This window comes from Ruegeria sp. AP12 (assembly GCF_056540025.1).
This window is the reverse complement of record NZ_JBQFVZ010000001.1, coordinates 646914-663252: the sequence shown is the minus strand read 5'-3', so window position 1 is coordinate 663252 and position 16339 is coordinate 646914. Positions and strand designations below refer to the sequence as shown.

The window sequence follows — 16339 nt, the reverse complement described above, 5'->3', positions numbered from 1 at the left end:
GCGGAATTTGCCAGCCATCATCTCGGAAATTCGCTATCGCAACGGTCCGGGCTTCAACAACCCGGATGACGACTTCATCGAAATCCGGGTGCCCACGGGCCAGAGTGTCTCGGGCCTGACGGTCGAGGTGTATAACCCCAACGGCACAGTGCGCAGCACAACGTCGGTCGATAGCGGCACCATGACCACAGTCGGCGGGTTCGACTATTACGTTTTGAACGCGCGCATCAATCGCTTTGGCGCGGTATCCCTCGATGACAATGGCACCGTTCTGGGGTTCGTGTCATTCGACGGCGACGTCACGGCCACCGAAGGGGCCGCCGATGGTCTGACCGCAAACCGCATTGGCAACGACAGCGATCCGGACCTGACGGATTCAACGCAGTCGGTCACGTCGACCGATGGCATCAACTACGTCGTCAACGACAACCCCAGCCCGGGCGCGCCCTGTTTTGCAACCGGCACTCTGATCCAGACCGACAGCGGGCAGATTGCCGTCGAAGACCTGAAACCCGGCGACTTGGTCCTGACCGCAACCGGGGCGTATCTGCCTCTGCGGCTGAATCTCTCCCGCGCTCTGCGACAGTCCGAGTTGATCTCGCAACCCGAGCTGCGCCCGATCCGTATCGTGGCCGGAGCCTTGGGCCAGAGTTTGCCGGGGCGCGATCTGCTGGTTTCGCGTCAACATCGTATGCTGGTGCGGTCGCCGATTGCCGGGCGGATGTTTGGAACGCAGGACGTGCTGATCTCGGCAATCCGGCTGACCGACCTGCCCGGTATCTTCATCGACGACAGCATCACTCAGGTCACCTATCATCATCTGGTGTTTGATTGTCATGTTGTCCTGTTCGCCGAAGGCGCGCCCAGCGAAAGCCTGTTCACCGGCCCGCAGGCCGTGTTTGCCGTCACGCCAGAGCCGCGGGCTGAATTGCTGGCCTTGTTCCCCGCGCTGAACGCGGCTGAGGCACAAACCGGCAAGCCTGCCTGTTTCATTCCCAGCGGCAGGCAGCAGCGCAAACTGGTGGCGCGGCATCTGAGCAACGAAAAACCGCTGCTGTCGCCGCCTGCGCAGGGATCGGCTTGACCCTCAGAGGATCAACGATACCAAGGTTCCGCCGCGTTTGACGCCAGATGTCACATAATCCAAACCCCTTTCAAACAATGGTGTTTTTGCAGAAGATTACGCTCGACAGCCGCGCGGACCGTTTGTACTCAGCCAGATGCTGCCTATGTCGCAGCGTATCTTGTCGGGAAAAGCCCGATACCCCCTTGACCTGCCACGACGCAATGGCATGAACGACGCATGAGTACAGCACGACTAACAATCAATCTTCAGGCCGTTGCCAGCAACTGGCGGGCGCTGGATGCAAAGACCAATGTTGAAACCGGCGCCGTGGTCAAGGCCGACGCCTATGGGCTGGGGGCCGGACCCGTCAGCGGCGCGCTGGCCGAGGAAGGTGTGCGCAAGTTTTTCGTCGCCGTCGCCGAGGAAGGCGTCGCCGTGCGCAAGGCTGTGGGCCCCGGACCGATGGTTGCCGTGTTTTCCGGCCATATGGAGGGCGACACTGATCTGCTGCGCGATCACGACCTGACGCCGCTGATCAACTCGGCCGAGCAGTTCCAGCGCCATATGCAGGCCCTGCCAGATCATCCGTTCGGCATCCAGCTTGACAGCGGCATGAACCGTCTGGGGCTGGAACCCGCCGACTGGGCCGAGCTGCGTCCCAAGGCCGAGGCGCTGAACCCGTTGGTCGTGATGTCCCACCTCGCCTGTTCGGACGAGCCCGATCACCCGATGAACCAGCAGCAGTTGAAAACCTTCCGCGAGATGACCGACGGTGTCACCGCGCCGCGCTCGCTTGCGGCGACGGGCGGGACATTGCTGGGGCCCGAGTTCCATTTCGACTTCTGCCGTCCGGGCGTCGGCCTGTACGGTGGCATGCCCTTTGCCGGGGCCAAGCCGGTGGTCACGGTTGATCTGCCGGTCATTCAGGTCCGCGCCGTGGAAGTCGGAGAATCCGTAGGCTATGGCAACAGCTGGACTGCCCGGCGTCCATCGCGCATCGCCACAGTGGCGGCGGGATATGCGGACGGACTGCACCGCGCGATTGGCGGCGGCATTGATACGTTTTCGGGCGATCAGCCCTGCCCGGTCGTGGGCCGTATCTCGATGGATCTGATCACCGTCGATGTCACCGACCTGCCGCAGGACCCCGAACGCCTGCGCATCCTGAACGGCCATCAGACGGTGGATGATCTGGCCGAGGCCGCAGGGACGATCGGTTATGAAATTCTGACGTCACTGGGCCGCAGGTACTCGCGGGGTTACGTGGAATGAACCCCATTCTGATGCTTGGCGGATTGGGCCGCGCGGTCCTGAACATGCTGGCTGCGTTCGGACGCGTCGCCTTATTCGCGCTGGACGCGGTGTCGCATATCTTTCGACCGCCCTTCTACCCGCGCGAATTCGCCATGGCATTGCTGAATATCGGCTGGCTGTCCCTGCCCGTGGTAGGCCTGACCGCAATCTTCACCGGTGGCGCGCTGGCCCTACAGATCTATTCCGGCGGCGCACGTTTCAATGCCGAGGCCGTGGTCCCCCAGATCGTCGCCATCGGCATGGTGCGGGAACTTGGCCCCGTACTGGTCGGCCTGATGATCGCCGCGCGCGTGACTTCGTCCATCGCGGCAGAGATCGCGACCATGAAAGTGACCGAGCAGATTGACGCTCTGGTCACGCTGTCCACCCATCCGATGAAATACCTGACCGCCCCTCGCGTGCTGGCGGCGGTGATCACCGTTCCTGCTTTGGTCGCGGTGGGCGATGTGATCGGCATCATGGGCGGCTATACGGTTGCCACCCAAAACCTGGGCTTCAACCCGGCGACCTACCTGAAAAACACGGTGGATTTCCTTGAGACGCGCGACATCGTCTCATCACTGGTCAAAGGGGCCGCCTTCGGCATGATCGCCGCCGTCATGGGCTGCTACTACGGCATGAGCTCAGGCCGCGGCGCGCAAGGCGTGGGCCGCGCCACCAAAGGCTCGGTCGAGGCCGCCGCCGTGCTGATCCTGGCCGCCAATTTCGTTCTGACAGGGGTGTTCTTCTCGCTATGATCCGGATGGAGAACGTACATAAAGCTTTTGACGACAACCATGTGTTGCAGGGGCTGAACCTTGAGATCCCCAAGGGCACCTCGATGGTCATCATCGGCGGCTCGGGTACCGGTAAATCGGTAGCGCTGAAATGCATCCTCGGCCTGATCAAACCCGACAGCGGCATGATCTATGTGGACGGCAAAGACGCCACCAAAGGCGACCGAGATGCCTTTCTGGCCCGGTTCGGGATGCTGTTTCAGGGCGCGGCGCTGTTTGACTCACTACCCGTCTGGCAGAACGTCGCCTTCCGCCTGCTGCGCGGTTCCCTGAAGCGCCCAGCCGAGGAAGCCCGCGAAATCGCCATCGAAAAACTGCGCCGCGTCGGTCTGAAATCCAACGTCGCCGACCGCTTTCCTGCTGAACTGTCCGGCGGTATGCAAAAACGCGTAGGCCTCGCCCGCGCCATCGCCGCCGAGCCCGAGATCATCTTTTTCGACGAGCCCACCACCGGGTTGGACCCGATCATGTCCGGCGTCATCAACGACCTGATTCGAGAAATCGTGACCGAGATGGGTGCCACCGCGATGACCATCACCCACGACATGAGCTCCGTCCGCGCGATTGCCGACAACGTGGCGATGCTGCATGACGGGGTGATCCAGTGGACCGGGCCTGTGGGCCAGATGGACGCCTCGGGCGATCCGTATCTGGAGCAGTTCATTAGCGGGAGTGCAGAAGGGCCGATTGAGGCGGTGCGGTGACAAAGTTCTTAGAAGAACGGGAGTCAATGAGCCCCCACTTGTTCGCTCAAATTTCTGAGAAATACTTACAAGCAGCGAAGATTATTTGGGAAGCTGAGTTCGCTAACCGGCATCGCTTCTATTGGGACAAACTACTTATTTTACGCCCCCTTTCGCAATTGGTAGGCGTTTCTCTCGAAACTAGCCTCAAGGGGCTGATAGCGTGTCGCGGCATCGATAACTGCAAAACACATAGTATTTCTAAGCTTTTTGAAATCCTTGACGACCCTAGCCTTGAGGCCGAGATCTCAGCTCTTCTTCAAAACGTCGAACTGCCGGAAGAGCTAGTTGAAGTAAACGAGCACCTTGAAGCGGAGGAACTTACCGAATTGTACCGGACACTGGGAATACACGTAGATCTGCTTGATCAGGTGTACGACCGCCCATACGTTTCTCGGTATCCATACCTCGGAAGCCACGCCACACCTGACATTGAGGCACTTATGATCGTTATCCAAGCCATTCAGCTCAGGTTGCGTGAAGAAAAACTAACGTGGCATCGCGACTAGTGCGATGACCCTCCGCCTCGCCACCCTCTCCCTCCTGATCCTCTACCCCATCGCGTGGTTCGCCCCGCTGATGCGCGCGGGGCTCCTCCCAATCTTCGGCCTATCCGAAATCAGCGTCATCACCGGCCTCCAGTCCTTGTGGAAATCCGACATCTTCCTCGCGCTGGTCGTCACGATCTTCGCCCTTGTCGCGCCTTACATCAAAACCATCGGCACCGCCCTGATCCAATGGGACCTACTGGACGCCCGCGTGCAACCCGCGCTCAACATCCTCGGCAGGCTCGCCATGGCCGACATCTTCCTGATCGCGCTTTATATCACGCTGGCCAAAGGCATCTCATACGCCACCGTCGAAACCGCTTGGGGCCTGTACCTGTTCACCGCCTGCATTCTGGCCTCGCTTGCGCTGGGTTATATTACCGAGATGACATCCAGTTCACGAAATCCTCAGACCTAATTGATTGAAAACATTAATCTGAGTATCATTTTAATATTCGAGCAGCAAAGTTTTTTGTCGTTTACGGGTCCGCAGCGGATCACCTTGCGTGTTTGATCTTTCCCTCCGCTTCGGCCCGGTGTGTACCGGTTTGAAAAGGAGAAGGACTATCATGGCCGCGCTCCATAACATTACATTGCAATTTCAGAATGCCTTTTTAAGACTGACTTTTTTCCTGATTTGCGCCGCAGCGCTTGGCGCAGTTGTCGCTACATCCCTGTCCGCGCTTGGCGTCTGGCCGTGGTTGTCGATGCAGGCCGGATTTGCCGGCGGCACCATCGATGCGGGCGTCTATATCCAGATAGGCCTGACCTGCTTGATTCTGATGCTGGCCTTCTACCTGCCCTCCAATGCGCGGATGATGGCGCTGGAAAACGCGCATCGGAAGTTCTCGCTGAACATGGAGGACATCGCCCATGCCTATCAGGTGGCCCATGCCGCCGACCGTAGCGGGGCGTTTGCGCTGGCCTCGGAATTCGACGCGGTGAAGGAACGGATGGCCTTTCTGCGGGATCACCCCGACCTGCAGGCGCTGGAACCTGAAGTTCTGGAAACGGCGGCCCAGATGAGTCAGGTCAGTCAGGAACTGGCCGAAACCTACGGCGAGGATCGTGTCAGACGCGCCCGCACCTTCCTGCAACAGCGGCAGGAAGAGGTTGAGTTGTTTCAGAAGCGGATCGAGGATGCGCAGACCATCCTGCACGAGCTCAGCCAATGGACCCGCGACATCGAGATCGAGGAATCCATCGCCAAATCCCAACTCAGCCGCCTGCGGGACGAGTTGTTCGAGTTGCTGCCGGAACTTTCCGCCCAATTGCAATCCCCCCCTGATGACAGCGATCCAAGCGCGTCCAGCGTCATCGCAATGTCCCCCCCTCGGGCGGCGGAATAGGCGCGTCAGCGCCCGCTGCGGGGGATGGCCCGTCGGGCCTGAGCCCGCAGCGCGCCACCGGCGGGGATGAAAGCCCGCAAGGGCTTGAAGAACCGCCCATCCTCGGGCACCAAAGGCCACATGGCAAAGACGACTTCCTTCTCCTGCTCGGCCTGTGGTGCCACGCATACAAGATGGTCCGGCCGCTGCGATGCGTGCGGCGAATGGAACACAATCACCCAGGACGTGCCACTTTCGGCAGGTCCGGCCAAGAAATCCCTCGGCGGCAAGCGGGGCACGTCCATCGCACTCACGGACTTGTCGACCGAGGAGACACCGCCACCCCGTACACTCAGCGGGGTGGATGAGTTGGACCGCGTGTTGGGCGGCGGCCTCGTCCCCGCCTCTGCTCTGTTGGTCGGCGGAGATCCCGGCATCGGCAAGTCCACCCTGTTGTTGCAGGCGGCTGCCCGGTTCGCGCGCGCGGGCGTCAAGACGATCTATGTCTCAGGCGAAGAAGCCAGCGCGCAGGTCCGCATGCGCGCCCGCCGTTTGGGGCTGGAAGATGCGCCCGTCCAACTGGCGGCTGAGACCAACCTGCGCGACATCCTTACAACGCTAGAGGCCGAAAAACCCGGCCTCGCCATCATCGACTCGATTCAGACAATGTGGGCCGACAATGTGGACAGCGCGCCGGGATCGGTATCACAAGTCCGGGCTGCCGCGCATGAATTGACCACGTTTGCGAAACGACATGGCGTGTCGATCATCATGGTCGGCCATGTCACCAAAGAAGGCCAGATCGCGGGCCCTCGGGTCGTCGAGCACATGGTTGACACCGTTCTTTATTTCGAAGGCGAGCGCGGCCATCAGTTCCGCATCCTGCGCGCCGTCAAGAACCGCTTTGGCCCCGCTGATGAGATCGGCGTGTTTGAGATGACCGGCAAGGGGTTGGCTCAAGTCACCAACCCCTCGGCCCTGTTCCTGTCGGAACGCGGCACCCCAAGCCCCGGTTCCGCCGTGTTCGCAGGCATCGAAGGCACCCGCCCCGTTCTGGTGGAATTGCAGGCTCTGGTCGCGCCCTCGCCCCATTCGCAGGCGCGCCGTACGGTTGTTGGCTGGGACAGCGGGCGTCTGGCGATGATCCTTGCGGTGCTCGAGGCGCGATGCGGCGTTCCGTTCACTGGCCTGGACGTCTATCTGAACGTCGCCGGAGGCCTGAAAATCGGCGAACCCGCCGCCGATCTGGCCGTTGCCGCCGCGTTGCTAAGCGCGCGTGAAGACACCGCCCTGCCCGCCGACACGGTGGTTTTCGGAGAAATCTCTCTATCCGGGGCACTTAGACCGGCCCCGCAGACCGAAAACAGGTTGAAAGAAGCCCAAAAACTTGGTTTCACGTCGGCAATCGCTCCGGCTGGCGGCAAAACCGGTACTGTGGCAGGTCTGACACTCACCCGGCCCTCTGATTTGGTTGGGTTTGTTGGCGAAACCTTCGGAGCAGGTTAAAGTCGCGCCGCGAGGGGCAGAAAAAGAACAGGCGAGGGCCATGGAAGGTTTTACAATAATTGACGGGGTTGTGGCCCTGATCATCGTGCTGTCAGGTCTGCTGGCCTATTCGCGCGGGTTCATGCGCGAGGTTCTGGCCATCGCAGGTTGGGTCGCGGCGGCAGTCCTTGCATTCATCTTTGCACCGCAGGCTGTTCCGCTGGTCAAGGAAATCCCGGTTGTCGGGGATTTCCTGCGCGACAGTTGCGAATTGTCGGTGATCACAGGGTTCGCCGCCGTTTTCGCCATCGCCCTGATCGTGGTCAGCATCTTCACACCGCTGTTCTCGTCACTGGTGCAGCGTTCCGCTCTGGGCGGGTTGGATCAGGCGCTTGGCTTCTTCTTCGGCATTGCACGTGGCATCCTGCTGGTTGCCATCGCCTTCTTTGTCTACGACACGGTCATGACCGGCCAGTCCTATACGATCGTGGATGAAAGCCGCTCGGCCAAGGTATTCGAACAGTTCAGTTCGCAGATCGAAGAGCAGAACCCCGAGGCCGCTCTGGGCTGGGTCACTGCGCAGTATGAAGAGCTGGTAGCAAGCTGCACCTCGAACGGTTCGGCCCCTGCTGCTGAAAGCACCGGCAACTGATTGCTGCTTAACCAGTCTACGGAAAGCCCGGCACTGCCCGGGCTTTTTTGTGTCAAACTAAACGAAACCCTCGCCACCGCATACGGTGCATCGGATCGTCTTCAGCCCGAAACAGCCGTCGCAGCGACTGGTGATCGGCTTGCCGTGAATATCGCGGCTTTTGATGACCTCGCCCGAGCCGTTGCAGATCTGACAGGGCGCCCGCCCCATGCCGCGACATCGATGGCACCGCCGCTTGGGTGTTTCATCTTTCTTCGATGGTGCCCTGTTTTGCCACATAAAAGCCCCCTGCCCGCTATATCCGCTGGTTTTCGTGCCCTTTCCGACATGTCAGCATAAATGAAATCATATGTCATCAGCCTTGGCCCCGGATCACGGTTGCACAAAACCCACCTGCGGCATTGTGTATTTGTGATCCTTTGATGACAGGCGCGTTCTAAGGCATTATGTGGGGGCCAACCCGCCACGGAATCGGAGCTGCCGGTCTTGTTCTTTGTGTTTTCATCTGCGTGCGCCGCATCGATGATTGGCCATCTGGCTTTGGAAACACACCCAATCCCGCGTCTGGCGCAGGCCATCCGATCCCCCATGCCGGTCAAACCTCTCGTTACAACGTCATAGAAATTGGAGCCCGTACATGTGTGGGATTTTGGGGATCGCAAGCCGGACACATGATGTGTTTGCGGAAATCTATGACGGGCTGCTGATGCTGCAGCACCGGGGTCAGGATGCCTCGGGGATCGTCACGTATAATGGTGAGTTTTTTCGCGAGAAAAAGGCCAACGGTCTGGTCAAGGACGTCTTCAACGCAACGGACGCTGAAACCCTGCTGGGCAAGGTTGGCATGGGCCATGTGCGCTATCCGACCGCAGGTTCGCTCAGCGCGGCTGAGGCGCAGCCATTCTTTGTGAATGCGCCCTACGGGATCTATCTGGTCCATAACGGCAACATCACCAACACCGCCGAGCAGCGTGAGAAGGTGACAGGCAAATACAGCCGCCACCTGCGCACCACGTCGGATTCCGAGATTCTGCTGAACGTGCTGGCCGACAAGGTGGCCGATGCGATCAAGGTCAACGGCAATGTCGAACCCATCCGCAACATCTTCGCGGGCGTGAAGATGACGATGGAGCGGGTGCAGGGTGCCTATTCAGTCATCTGCCTGATTGCAGGAGTCGGGATGCTGGCCTTCCGCGATCCGTACGGCATTCGCCCCCTGTCTGTGGCTGTGCGCGAAACCGATGGCGACGGCAACGACTATGCCTTTGCCTCCGAGGATGTGGCCTTTGGCATCAACGGGTTCAAGAAACTGCGCGACCTGCGCGCGGGTGAGGCGATCCTGATCGATCTGGACGGCAACATGCACGAATTCCAGGCGGTCGAAGGCAAGCTGACCCCCTGTATCTTCGAATATGTCTACCTGGCCCGTCCGGATTCTCTGCTGGATGGCGTATCGGTCTACAAAACCCAGATGCGCATGGGTCAAACGTTGGCCAAGCAGATTCAGGATTCCGGGCTTGAGATTGACCGGATCATCCCGGTTCCCGACAGCGCCCGCCCCGTGGCGCTTGAAGCGGCCAAGATCACCGGCATCCCCTATCGCGAAGGTCTGGTGAAGAACCGCTATGTCGGTCGGACATTCATCATGCCCGGTCAGGAGGAACGCCAGAAATCCGTCCGCCGCAAGCTGAACGCCATTCCGCTTGAGTTCAAGGATCACAATGTCCTGCTGATCGACGACTCGATTGTGCGCGGCAATACCATCAAGAAGATCGTGCAGATGTGCCGCGAGGCCGGGGCCAAAAAGGTCTATATCGCCAGCGCGTCGCCTCCGGTGAAATATCCCAATGTCTACGGCATCGACATGCCCACCAAGCATGAGCTGATCGCCAACGGCAAAGAAATCGAAGAAATCCGCGAGGAACTGGGCGCGGATGCCCTGTTCTATCAGCATCTCGACGATCTGGTCTGGGCGGCCAAGGAAGGCAACCCCGAGATCGAAGCCTTCGATTGCTCCTGCTTTGACGGCGATTACATCACGGGCAGTGTCAGCGACGATTACCTCGACAGTCTGGAAAACAGCAGCCGGGTCAGTAAAAAGCGCGAAGATATGGAGGTCGTTGGCGGATCTTGGAACGGGGCCAAGCTGGCCTCGGGCTGAGGTCAGCGGCGAATCAAGTTGAGGCATTCAGGTCCGGGTTTTGCGCGATTTGGTCGATGACGGGCCGATCACGAAAAGTTGCCGCCACACCCCCAAGTTGAACCCTTTGGTTTTGCAAAGGTTTCGGTGGAACGGAATTTTATGCCGAAACCTGCGACGCGGCGGCAGTCTTTTGTTCCCCTTTGGCCTTTGTTAACCACCGTTCTGCTACCACTCACCAAAGGGGTCCGGGTCCTGCCCTGACCGCAGTTCATGTCCAACGCTACCGTCAAAAGCGCGGCCACCCAAAAGGGCGCGCTGAAGAAAAACTCTGTGTCTGTTCTTGGGATCTTTGGCCCCAAGGCCGAATTGCGCGCCCTGATGCGTATGGCGTCGGGTCGTGTCAAAGAGGTCAAGACCGGCAGCCGGGTCGGCTCGGGCACCATTGTTGCCATCGATGAACATGGGATCATGCTGCGACAAAGCGGCCAGACCCGGCGGATCGCGATTCCGGGGGGCTAACCCCCTCTTGACGCCCTGCGCGATGGGGTTCAAACCGCTGCCATGACCGATCAGACCAAAATTGCCCTCATCACCGGGGCCTCACGCGGGTTGGGCGCAGCCCTTGCCCAAGCGCTGGCCCCCGACTATCACATCGTCGCCGTTGCCCGCACCACCGGCGGGCTGGAAGAACTGGACGACCGGATCAAGGCAAAGGGCGGATCCGCCACCCTAGCCCCAATGGACATCACCGATCCAAACGCCATGGCGACCCTGTGTCGGGGCATTCACGATCGCTGGGGCAAGGTTGATCTCTGGTTGCACACGGCCGTTCATACATCGGCCCTGACACCGGCGCATTTCGTTGATCCGAAAGAGTGGACGAAGGCGATGAACACAAACGCCAATGCCACCTCGGTCCTGATCCCTTATGTAACGCCTTTGCTGGGTGAAGCCGGTCACGCAGTGTTCTTTGACGACCCCAAGGCGGGCGAGAAGTTCTATGGCATCTACGGGGCCACTAAGGCTGCACAGATGGCACTGGCCCGCAGTTGGCAGGTCGAGACCGAACGCACCGGCCCACGGGTTTCCATCGTGGAACCTGCGCCGATGCCGACAGCCGTACGCGCGCGGTTTCATCCCGGCGAAGATCGGGATGCACTGACCAGCACAGCAGATGAGGCGGCGCGGATTTTGGCACTGCTATAGGGGAATGGCCCGTTCCGGGCAATGCCTCCGGCGGAGATATTTTTGGCCAGATGAAGCTGGGATCAGGCGATATGGACGCCGTTGCGCCCTGCCAGATCGACGAAGAATTGCCAGGCGACGCGGCCCGAGCGCGCGCCTCGGGTGGCCTGCCATTCGATGGCTTCGGCGCGCAGGGATTCTGGGTCGACTGAAACCCCGTAGGCACCGCAGTAGCGGCCGATCATGGCAAGGTACTCGTCCTGATCGCAGGGGTGGAAGCCCAGCCACAGACCAAACCGGTCGGAGAGCGAGACCTTTTCCTCGACCGCTTCGGACGGGTTTATGGCACTGGAGCGTTCGTTCTCAATCATGTCCCGCGGCATCAGGTGGCGGCGGTTTGAGGTGGCGTAGAAGACCACATTCTCGGGGCGGCCCTCGATACCGCCATCCAGCACGGCCTTGAGCGATTTGTAGTGCTGGTCATCATGGCTGAAGGACAGGTCATCGCAGAACAGGATAAACCTGTACGGCGCGGCCCGCAGATGGTTCAGCAGGCGCGCGACCGAGCCCATATCCTCGCGCTGCAATTCCACCAGTTTCAGGTTTGGGTGATCTGCCTGCAGCGTGCCATGCACTGCTTTGACCAAGCTGGATTTCCCCATCCCCCGCGCCCCCCAGAGCAAGGCGTTATTGGCCTTATACCCGTCGGCAAACCGGCGCGTATTGTCCAGCAATGTGTCGCGTGAGCGGTTGATGCCCACAAGCAGATCCAGATCGACCCGGTTGACTTGCGTCACCGGCTCCAGCCGGTCCGGCTCGACATGCCAGACAAAGGCCGGGGCCTGGTTGAAATCCGGGGCGGCCAATGGGGCGGGTGCCATGCGATTCAGCGCGTCGGCGATACGGTTCAGGGCTTGATCGTCCATCGGGGCCTCCGGGTCAGGGTCTGGCGGTTTCAAACCATGATCCGCCCACTACGACAAGAGCCGCCAATGAAAAAGGCGCGCCAACCGAGGCGCGCCTTTGTCCGGGATCAGGGAAGGTTACTTGCCTTCTTCTTCCTGAATGATCTCTTCATCCGCTTCGGCTTCGTCATCATAATAGCCATCGGCACGCAGTTGTTCTTCGCGCTTTTTCTCGACACGGGCGACGAGGAAGATCGACACTTCGTAAAGGCCATAGACGACCACGAACAGGATGACCTGAGTGATCACGTCGGGTGGCGTCACCAGCGCGGCCAACACCAAAATGCCAACAACCGCATATTTGCGCACCGCACCCAACCCTTCGGCGCTGACCAACCCGGCTTTGCCCATCAGGGTCAAAAGGACTGGCAGTTGGAAGCACAGGCCAAAGGCCACAATGAACTTGATCGTCAGGTTCAGGTATTCCTGTGCCGAGCCCTGAAACACAACGCTTAGCGGAGCAGCAGTCGCACCATCGACCACAGCCTCACCTTCCGCGCCAAACTGCTGGAAGCCAAGGAAGAAGTCATAAGCCAAAGGCGTGACGACATAGAAGGCAAAGCTAGCACCCAGCAGGAACATGAAGGGTGACGCGACCATAAAGGGCAGAAACGCGTTCTTTTCCGACCGATACAGCCCCGGTGCCACGAACCGCCACATCTGCATTCCGATATAAGGGAAAGCCAGAATGAACCCGCCCAGCAGCGAAACCTTGATGGCGACAAAGAAGCCTTCCTGCGGTGAGATGAAGATCAGCCCGCAATCCTGCCCACGTTCGTTCAGCACCTCACACAGCGGGTGCGTCAGGAAGTTGAAAAGCGGCGTTGCCACGGTGAAGCAGATGATCATCCCGACCAGAAACGCCACAACGCAATGAATGAGCCGCGTACGCAGTTCCGCCAGATGCTCGATCAACGGGGCCGAGCTGTCTTCGATTTCGTCGGTCTTGCTCATGTCTTGTTCTCGGAATTCAGCGCCGCTTCGGCCTCTTCCGCCTTGGCCAGCGCATCAGCGGCTTCCTTGGCCTTGCGCTCGGCCGTGGCGCGGGCGCTCGTGGCCTGAACCTTCTTGGCTTGTTCGGCCCGCTCGGCCGCCAGTTTCCCGGTTGCGCTGTCGGGATCGTATTTGGTTGGGTCGATGCTTTTGGCCATGTCCTGCGCCGCCTGTTTCACACCATCCATGGCCGTGTTCACAGGGTTCGTCGCAGCATTAAGACCCTTCTTGATCTCGTTCACACCCGCCTGATCCGCCGCTTCGTTCATGGCGCTGCTGAATTCGCGCGCCATGCCCCGCGCCTTGCCGACAAAGCGCCCGACATTGCGAAACAGCACCGGCAGGTCCTTGGGCCCCACCACGATCAGCGCAACGATGCCGATGACCAGAAGCTCGGTCCAGCCCAGATCAAACATCTGCGCTTAGACCTTGTCTTTCTCGGTTTCGGGCGTGACATCCTTGGCCAGCTCGGACGCGTCCTGTTCGATCTCTTCCGAACCGTCCTTGACGCCTTTCTTGAACGCGGTGATGCCCTTGCCGACTTCACCCATCAACGAGCTGATCTTGCCGCGACCAAACAGCACCAGCACCACAACCGCAATCAGCAGAAGACCGGGAAGGCCGATATTGTTGAGCATGTCTCTTCTCCTTTGCTTGGGCGCCGTGCGCCCGGAATATGATCTGAGCCTGTGTTTACGCCGCAAACCTGCCCGTCAAAAGGGAACTGGCCCCAATTGGTGCTCAAATTTGATGTGATCGGATGGATTCATGGGGCTCGCATTTCTCAACTGACAGGTTTATGTCAGTTGTAAGGGACTAGGCAGAGGTCATCGAAACCTGGTCAACGGAGAATCAAATGACCCATGTTGCGGAAATCGTCACCTTCAGCCTCGCCAATGGCACCACGGCGGAAGAGTTCGTGAAACTCAGCCAGGCGTCCGAGGCATTTGTCCGGTCGGCCCCCGGCTTTGCCCATCGTCAGCTGAGCCAGGGCGAGGATGGCCGGTGGACCGACTATGTCGTCTGGACCGATATGAATGCCGCGCAAGATGCCGCTGCGCAATTCATGCAGCAGGATTGCGCCGCCGCCATGATGGCGGTGATCAATCCCGACAGCGTCCAGATGCGCCATGAGACTGTGCTATGGAACATGACCGCGTAACCCCGGTTAGATCGGCGTGTCATGCGCCGCACTGACCGTCTGTTCGACATCATACAGATCCTGCGCGACGGCAAACTGCACCGCGCGCAGGACATCGCGGATCGGCTCGAGGTGTCAGTCCGCACCATCTACCGCGACATGGATACGCTGGTCGCCTCGGGCGTTCCGGTCGAGGGCGAGCGCGGCGTGGGCTACATGGTGCGCGAGCAGATCACCCTGCCCCCGCTGAACCTGACACCCTCCGAACTCGAAGCCCTGAACCTCGGCATGGCCATCGTGGCCGAGGCTGCAGACTCGGACCTCAAATCAGCCGCCGAGTCGCTGGCGGAAAAGATCGACGCGGTTCTGCCCACGCAGGTCGTAGCCGAAGCGGATGCCTGGAAATTCGCGGTCTACCCCTTTGCTGACGCCGCGCGCGGACTGGCCCATATGGCCCCGATCCGCGCCGCCATCAAAGCACGACAGAAACTGCACCTCGTCTATCGCCGCATCGACGGCACCCTGACCGACCGCATCATCCGCCCGCTGCACATGGAATACTGGGGCCGAGTCTGGACCCTTACAGCATGGTGCGAACTACGCGAAGGCTTTCGCGTCTTCCGCATCGACCTGATCGAATCCATCACGCCCCAACCGGAACTCTTCACAGATGAACCCGGCAAACGCCTGAGCGACTACGACCCAAACGCGTAATCCCGGCTTCATCTGGCTAAAAATACCTCCGCCGGAGGCATGGCCCGGAACGGGCCATTCAACGTCACTTCAGATATGGCTCGGGATCAACCGACTCGAACCCCTTACGCACTTCGAAATGCACATAGGCGTTGTCGCCGCCCCGCAGTGCCGCAATCTTCTGCCCGCGCCGGACCCGATCGCCTTTCTTGACGGCAATATTATCTACATTGGCATAGACCGTCAGCAGGTCATTGTTGTGCTTGACCACGATGATCGGCACCTGATCCGCATCTGCTGTGATGGCCGCAACAGTCCCCGCCTCAGCCGCCTGAACGGATGTACCCGGCGCGGCAGCGATATCGATGCCTTCGTTTTTGCCCTTCTCATAGGTCCGGATGATCTTGCCGGATACCGGCAGTGACAGCGCCGATGTGCCCGTATTGCTGGGGGCTTCGGCAGTAACGTCCGGAGCTTCGGGCGACTCGGTCAGCGGTGCGACCTGTTCATCCGGCAGCGGCTGCGTAGCGCTTGGGGGTGTCGGAGTGGGCGAGCCCTGCCCCGGTTGCGTCACGTTGGTTGCCTCAGCCGCCGGGGCCGCCGCAGCCGCGCGCGGCGCAGGCTGGTTCTTGACAGGGATCAACAGGTACTGACCTTCGCGGATCGCAAAATCCGGACCCAACCCGTTCCATTCTGCCAGCGATTCAACCGGAACCTGATAAAGGCGCGATACCGTATAAGCTGTTTCGCCCCGTTTGACCTTGTGCTGGATCGGTTCAGGCCCAGCGGGCACTGGGGCCGGGGCTGGCGCGGTTCTGGCCGGTTCCAGCGTTGTAGTCTGAACCGAGCCCGTCTCGGGCGCCTGATCAATGGCCGAGCCTGCGATCGAGGCGATGTCAACACCGCTCGCCGCCCCGACCGAGCGCGGCAGGGCCAAGACCTCGCCCTCGCGCAGCTTGTCTGTTGTCTGCAACCCATTGAACCGCGATAGCTCGCCTTCGGGCAGGCCCACACGCGCGGCCACGTCGCGGACGGTATCGCCCCGGCGGGCCACGGCGACCTGATAGTTCGGATAGGTGATCACACCACGCGCATCCGGTGCCGGACGGCTGGCCGTGGCGCTTTGCGCGGCACCGGTGGTCGAAAACCCGCCGATCTGCCCCCGCAGGTCATAATCCAGCGGCCCTTCGCACCCGGCAAGAATTGCCAAGGCAGCGACCCCGGTAACACAGCGGCGCATTGCCGATTTGGAAACTGCTCTCATCACGTCGATCCTCAACACCTGCCCCTGTTCTCCGGGGTTTTGG

At 60.3% G+C, this 16339-nt stretch carries 20 protein-coding genes; 14 read left to right on the top strand and 6 right to left on the bottom strand.

Annotated features, from left to right (window positions below; translation table 11 throughout):
• Positions 1 to 7: 7 nt before the first annotated feature.
• From ACR0E6_RS03390 to ACR0E6_RS03360, 7 genes are all read left to right on the top strand, one after another.
• The gene (locus tag ACR0E6_RS03390) at positions 8 to 1084 is read left to right on the top strand and encodes a Hint domain-containing protein (RefSeq protein ID WP_480580921.1); all 1077 of its coding nucleotides are present in this window, start codon (positions 8 to 10) and stop codon (positions 1082 to 1084) included.
• A gap of 219 nt (positions 1085 to 1303) precedes the next feature.
• Complete coding sequence (gene alr / locus ACR0E6_RS03385) at positions 1304 to 2338, top strand: alanine racemase (RefSeq protein ID WP_480580919.1); 1035 nt, start codon at positions 1304 to 1306, stop codon at positions 2336 to 2338.
• Positions 2335 to 3117, top strand: coding sequence for an MlaE family ABC transporter permease (locus tag ACR0E6_RS03380; RefSeq protein WP_170450224.1), 783 nt, complete (start codon positions 2335 to 2337; stop codon positions 3115 to 3117). Before alr ends, ACR0E6_RS03380 begins: the two co-directional genes overlap by 4 nt.
• Positions 3114 to 3860, top strand: coding sequence for an ABC transporter ATP-binding protein (locus ACR0E6_RS03375; protein ID WP_480580916.1), 747 nt, complete (start codon positions 3114 to 3116; stop codon positions 3858 to 3860). Before ACR0E6_RS03380 ends, ACR0E6_RS03375 begins: the two co-directional genes overlap by 4 nt.
• A 38-nt stretch (positions 3861 to 3898) precedes the next feature.
• Positions 3899 to 4408, top strand: a complete 510-nt coding sequence (locus ACR0E6_RS03370) for a hypothetical protein (protein WP_170519002.1) — start codon at positions 3899 to 3901, stop codon at positions 4406 to 4408.
• A 4-nt stretch (positions 4409 to 4412) separates the two neighbouring features.
• Entirely contained in the window at positions 4413 to 4865 is a 453-nt protein-coding gene (locus tag ACR0E6_RS03365) for a paraquat-inducible protein A (RefSeq protein WP_170519005.1), read from the top strand.
• Positions 4866 to 5016: 151 nt separating this feature from the next.
• Positions 5017 to 5796, top strand: a complete 780-nt coding sequence (locus ACR0E6_RS03360) for a kinetochore Spc7 family protein (RefSeq protein ID WP_480580914.1) — start codon at positions 5017 to 5019, stop codon at positions 5794 to 5796.
• A gap of 5 nt (positions 5797 to 5801) precedes the next feature.
• Here ACR0E6_RS03360 and ACR0E6_RS03355 read toward each other — a convergent pair whose 3' ends face one another.
• Positions 5802 to 5960 carry a hypothetical protein gene (locus ACR0E6_RS03355; protein ID WP_480582232.1) on the bottom strand — a complete coding sequence of 53 codons (159 nt, stop codon included), beginning with the start codon at positions 5958 to 5960 and terminating at the stop codon, positions 5802 to 5804.
• Between ACR0E6_RS03355 and radA the strand changes: the two genes are divergently transcribed.
• The 5 genes from radA to ACR0E6_RS03330 all read left to right on the top strand — a co-directional run bounded on the left by radA (position 5917) and on the right by ACR0E6_RS03330 (position 11261).
• Complete coding sequence (gene radA, locus ACR0E6_RS03350) at positions 5917 to 7281, top strand: DNA repair protein RadA (protein ID WP_170519011.1); 1365 nt, start codon at positions 5917 to 5919, stop codon at positions 7279 to 7281. The two genes, ACR0E6_RS03355 and radA, sit on opposite strands and share 44 nt — an antisense overlap.
• Before the next feature lie 40 nt (positions 7282 to 7321).
• Positions 7322 to 7912: a CvpA family protein gene (locus ACR0E6_RS03345; protein WP_170519014.1), complete on the top strand. Its 591-nt coding sequence runs from the start codon at positions 7322 to 7324 to the stop codon at positions 7910 to 7912.
• 637 nt (positions 7913 to 8549) lie between these two features.
• Complete coding sequence (gene purF / locus ACR0E6_RS03340; RefSeq protein ID WP_480580911.1) at positions 8550 to 10073, top strand: amidophosphoribosyltransferase; 1524 nt, start codon at positions 8550 to 8552, stop codon at positions 10071 to 10073.
• Between the two features lie 252 nt (positions 10074 to 10325).
• A complete protein-coding gene (locus tag ACR0E6_RS03335) occupies positions 10326 to 10574 on the top strand; it encodes a hypothetical protein (protein WP_170734915.1) in 249 nt (82 codons plus the stop codon).
• 42 nt (positions 10575 to 10616) lie between these two features.
• The gene (locus ACR0E6_RS03330; RefSeq protein ID WP_480580909.1) at positions 10617 to 11261 is read left to right on the top strand and encodes an SDR family NAD(P)-dependent oxidoreductase; all 645 of its coding nucleotides are present in this window, start codon (positions 10617 to 10619) and stop codon (positions 11259 to 11261) included.
• 62 nt (positions 11262 to 11323) lie between these two features.
• On the opposite strand, the gene ACR0E6_RS03325 is transcribed toward ACR0E6_RS03330, so the two are convergent.
• From ACR0E6_RS03325 to ACR0E6_RS03310, 4 genes are all read right to left on the bottom strand, one after another.
• Positions 11324 to 12166, bottom strand: a complete 843-nt coding sequence (locus tag ACR0E6_RS03325) for an ATP-binding protein (protein ID WP_480580907.1) — start codon at positions 12164 to 12166, stop codon at positions 11324 to 11326.
• Between the two features lie 117 nt (positions 12167 to 12283).
• Positions 12284 to 13159 carry a twin-arginine translocase subunit TatC gene (tatC, locus tag ACR0E6_RS03320; protein WP_170519024.1) on the bottom strand — a complete coding sequence of 292 codons (876 nt, stop codon included), beginning with the start codon at positions 13157 to 13159 and terminating at the stop codon, positions 12284 to 12286.
• Positions 13156 to 13614, bottom strand: coding sequence for a Sec-independent protein translocase protein TatB (gene tatB, locus ACR0E6_RS03315; RefSeq protein WP_170450203.1), 459 nt, complete (start codon positions 13612 to 13614; stop codon positions 13156 to 13158). Before tatB ends, tatC begins: the two co-directional genes overlap by 4 nt.
• Positions 13615 to 13620: 6 nt before the next feature.
• The gene (locus ACR0E6_RS03310) at positions 13621 to 13836 is read right to left on the bottom strand and encodes a twin-arginine translocase TatA/TatE family subunit (RefSeq protein ID WP_170450201.1); all 216 of its coding nucleotides are present in this window, start codon (positions 13834 to 13836) and stop codon (positions 13621 to 13623) included.
• 218 nt (positions 13837 to 14054) lie between these two features.
• On the opposite strand from ACR0E6_RS03310, the gene ACR0E6_RS03305 reads away from it, so the two are divergent.
• A complete protein-coding gene (locus ACR0E6_RS03305; RefSeq protein WP_170450198.1) occupies positions 14055 to 14360 on the top strand; it encodes a hypothetical protein in 306 nt (101 codons plus the stop codon).
• A gap of 21 nt (positions 14361 to 14381) precedes the next feature.
• Positions 14382 to 15053, top strand: a complete 672-nt coding sequence (locus ACR0E6_RS03300) for a helix-turn-helix transcriptional regulator (protein ID WP_170621904.1) — start codon at positions 14382 to 14384, stop codon at positions 15051 to 15053.
• Between the two features lie 64 nt (positions 15054 to 15117).
• Here ACR0E6_RS03300 and ACR0E6_RS03295 read toward each other — a convergent pair whose 3' ends face one another.
• Entirely contained in the window at positions 15118 to 16296 is a 1179-nt protein-coding gene (locus ACR0E6_RS03295; protein ID WP_480580903.1) for a peptidoglycan DD-metalloendopeptidase family protein, read from the bottom strand.
• Positions 16297 to 16339 lie beyond the last annotated feature (43 nt).

Excerpts from the sequence above, each read along its gene's own strand:
- ACR0E6_RS03325 (WP_480580907.1), bottom strand. The coding sequence starts at position 12,166 with ATGGACGATCAAGCCCTGAACCGTATCGCCGACGCGCTGAATCGCATG.
- purF (WP_480580911.1), top strand. The coding sequence starts at position 8,550 with ATGTGTGGGATTTTGGGGATCGCAAGCCGGACACATGATGTGTTTGCG.
- ACR0E6_RS03295 (WP_480580903.1), bottom strand. The coding sequence starts at position 16,296 with ATGAGAGCAGTTTCCAAATCGGCAATGCGCCGCTGTGTTACCGGGGTC.
- ACR0E6_RS03335 (WP_170734915.1), top strand. The coding sequence starts at position 10,326 with ATGTCCAACGCTACCGTCAAAAGCGCGGCCACCCAAAAGGGCGCGCTG.
- tatC (WP_170519024.1), bottom strand. The coding sequence starts at position 13,159 with ATGAGCAAGACCGACGAAATCGAAGACAGCTCGGCCCCGTTGATCGAG.
- ACR0E6_RS03300 (WP_170621904.1), top strand. The coding sequence starts at position 14,382 with ATGCGCCGCACTGACCGTCTGTTCGACATCATACAGATCCTGCGCGAC.
- ACR0E6_RS03305 (WP_170450198.1), top strand. The coding sequence starts at position 14,055 with ATGACCCATGTTGCGGAAATCGTCACCTTCAGCCTCGCCAATGGCACC.
- ACR0E6_RS03330 (WP_480580909.1), top strand. The coding sequence starts at position 10,617 with ATGACCGATCAGACCAAAATTGCCCTCATCACCGGGGCCTCACGCGGG.
- ACR0E6_RS03360 (WP_480580914.1), top strand. The coding sequence starts at position 5,017 with ATGGCCGCGCTCCATAACATTACATTGCAATTTCAGAATGCCTTTTTA.
- ACR0E6_RS03365 (WP_170519005.1), top strand. The coding sequence starts at position 4,413 with ATGACCCTCCGCCTCGCCACCCTCTCCCTCCTGATCCTCTACCCCATC.
- ACR0E6_RS03345 (WP_170519014.1), top strand. The coding sequence starts at position 7,322 with ATGGAAGGTTTTACAATAATTGACGGGGTTGTGGCCCTGATCATCGTG.
- radA (WP_170519011.1), top strand. The coding sequence starts at position 5,917 with ATGGCAAAGACGACTTCCTTCTCCTGCTCGGCCTGTGGTGCCACGCAT.
- ACR0E6_RS03310 (WP_170450201.1), bottom strand. The coding sequence starts at position 13,836 with ATGCTCAACAATATCGGCCTTCCCGGTCTTCTGCTGATTGCGGTTGTG.
- tatB (WP_170450203.1), bottom strand. The coding sequence starts at position 13,614 with ATGTTTGATCTGGGCTGGACCGAGCTTCTGGTCATCGGCATCGTTGCG.
- ACR0E6_RS03375 (WP_480580916.1), top strand. The coding sequence starts at position 3,114 with ATGATCCGGATGGAGAACGTACATAAAGCTTTTGACGACAACCATGTG.
- ACR0E6_RS03380 (WP_170450224.1), top strand. The coding sequence starts at position 2,335 with ATGAACCCCATTCTGATGCTTGGCGGATTGGGCCGCGCGGTCCTGAAC.
- alr (WP_480580919.1), top strand. The coding sequence starts at position 1,304 with ATGAGTACAGCACGACTAACAATCAATCTTCAGGCCGTTGCCAGCAAC.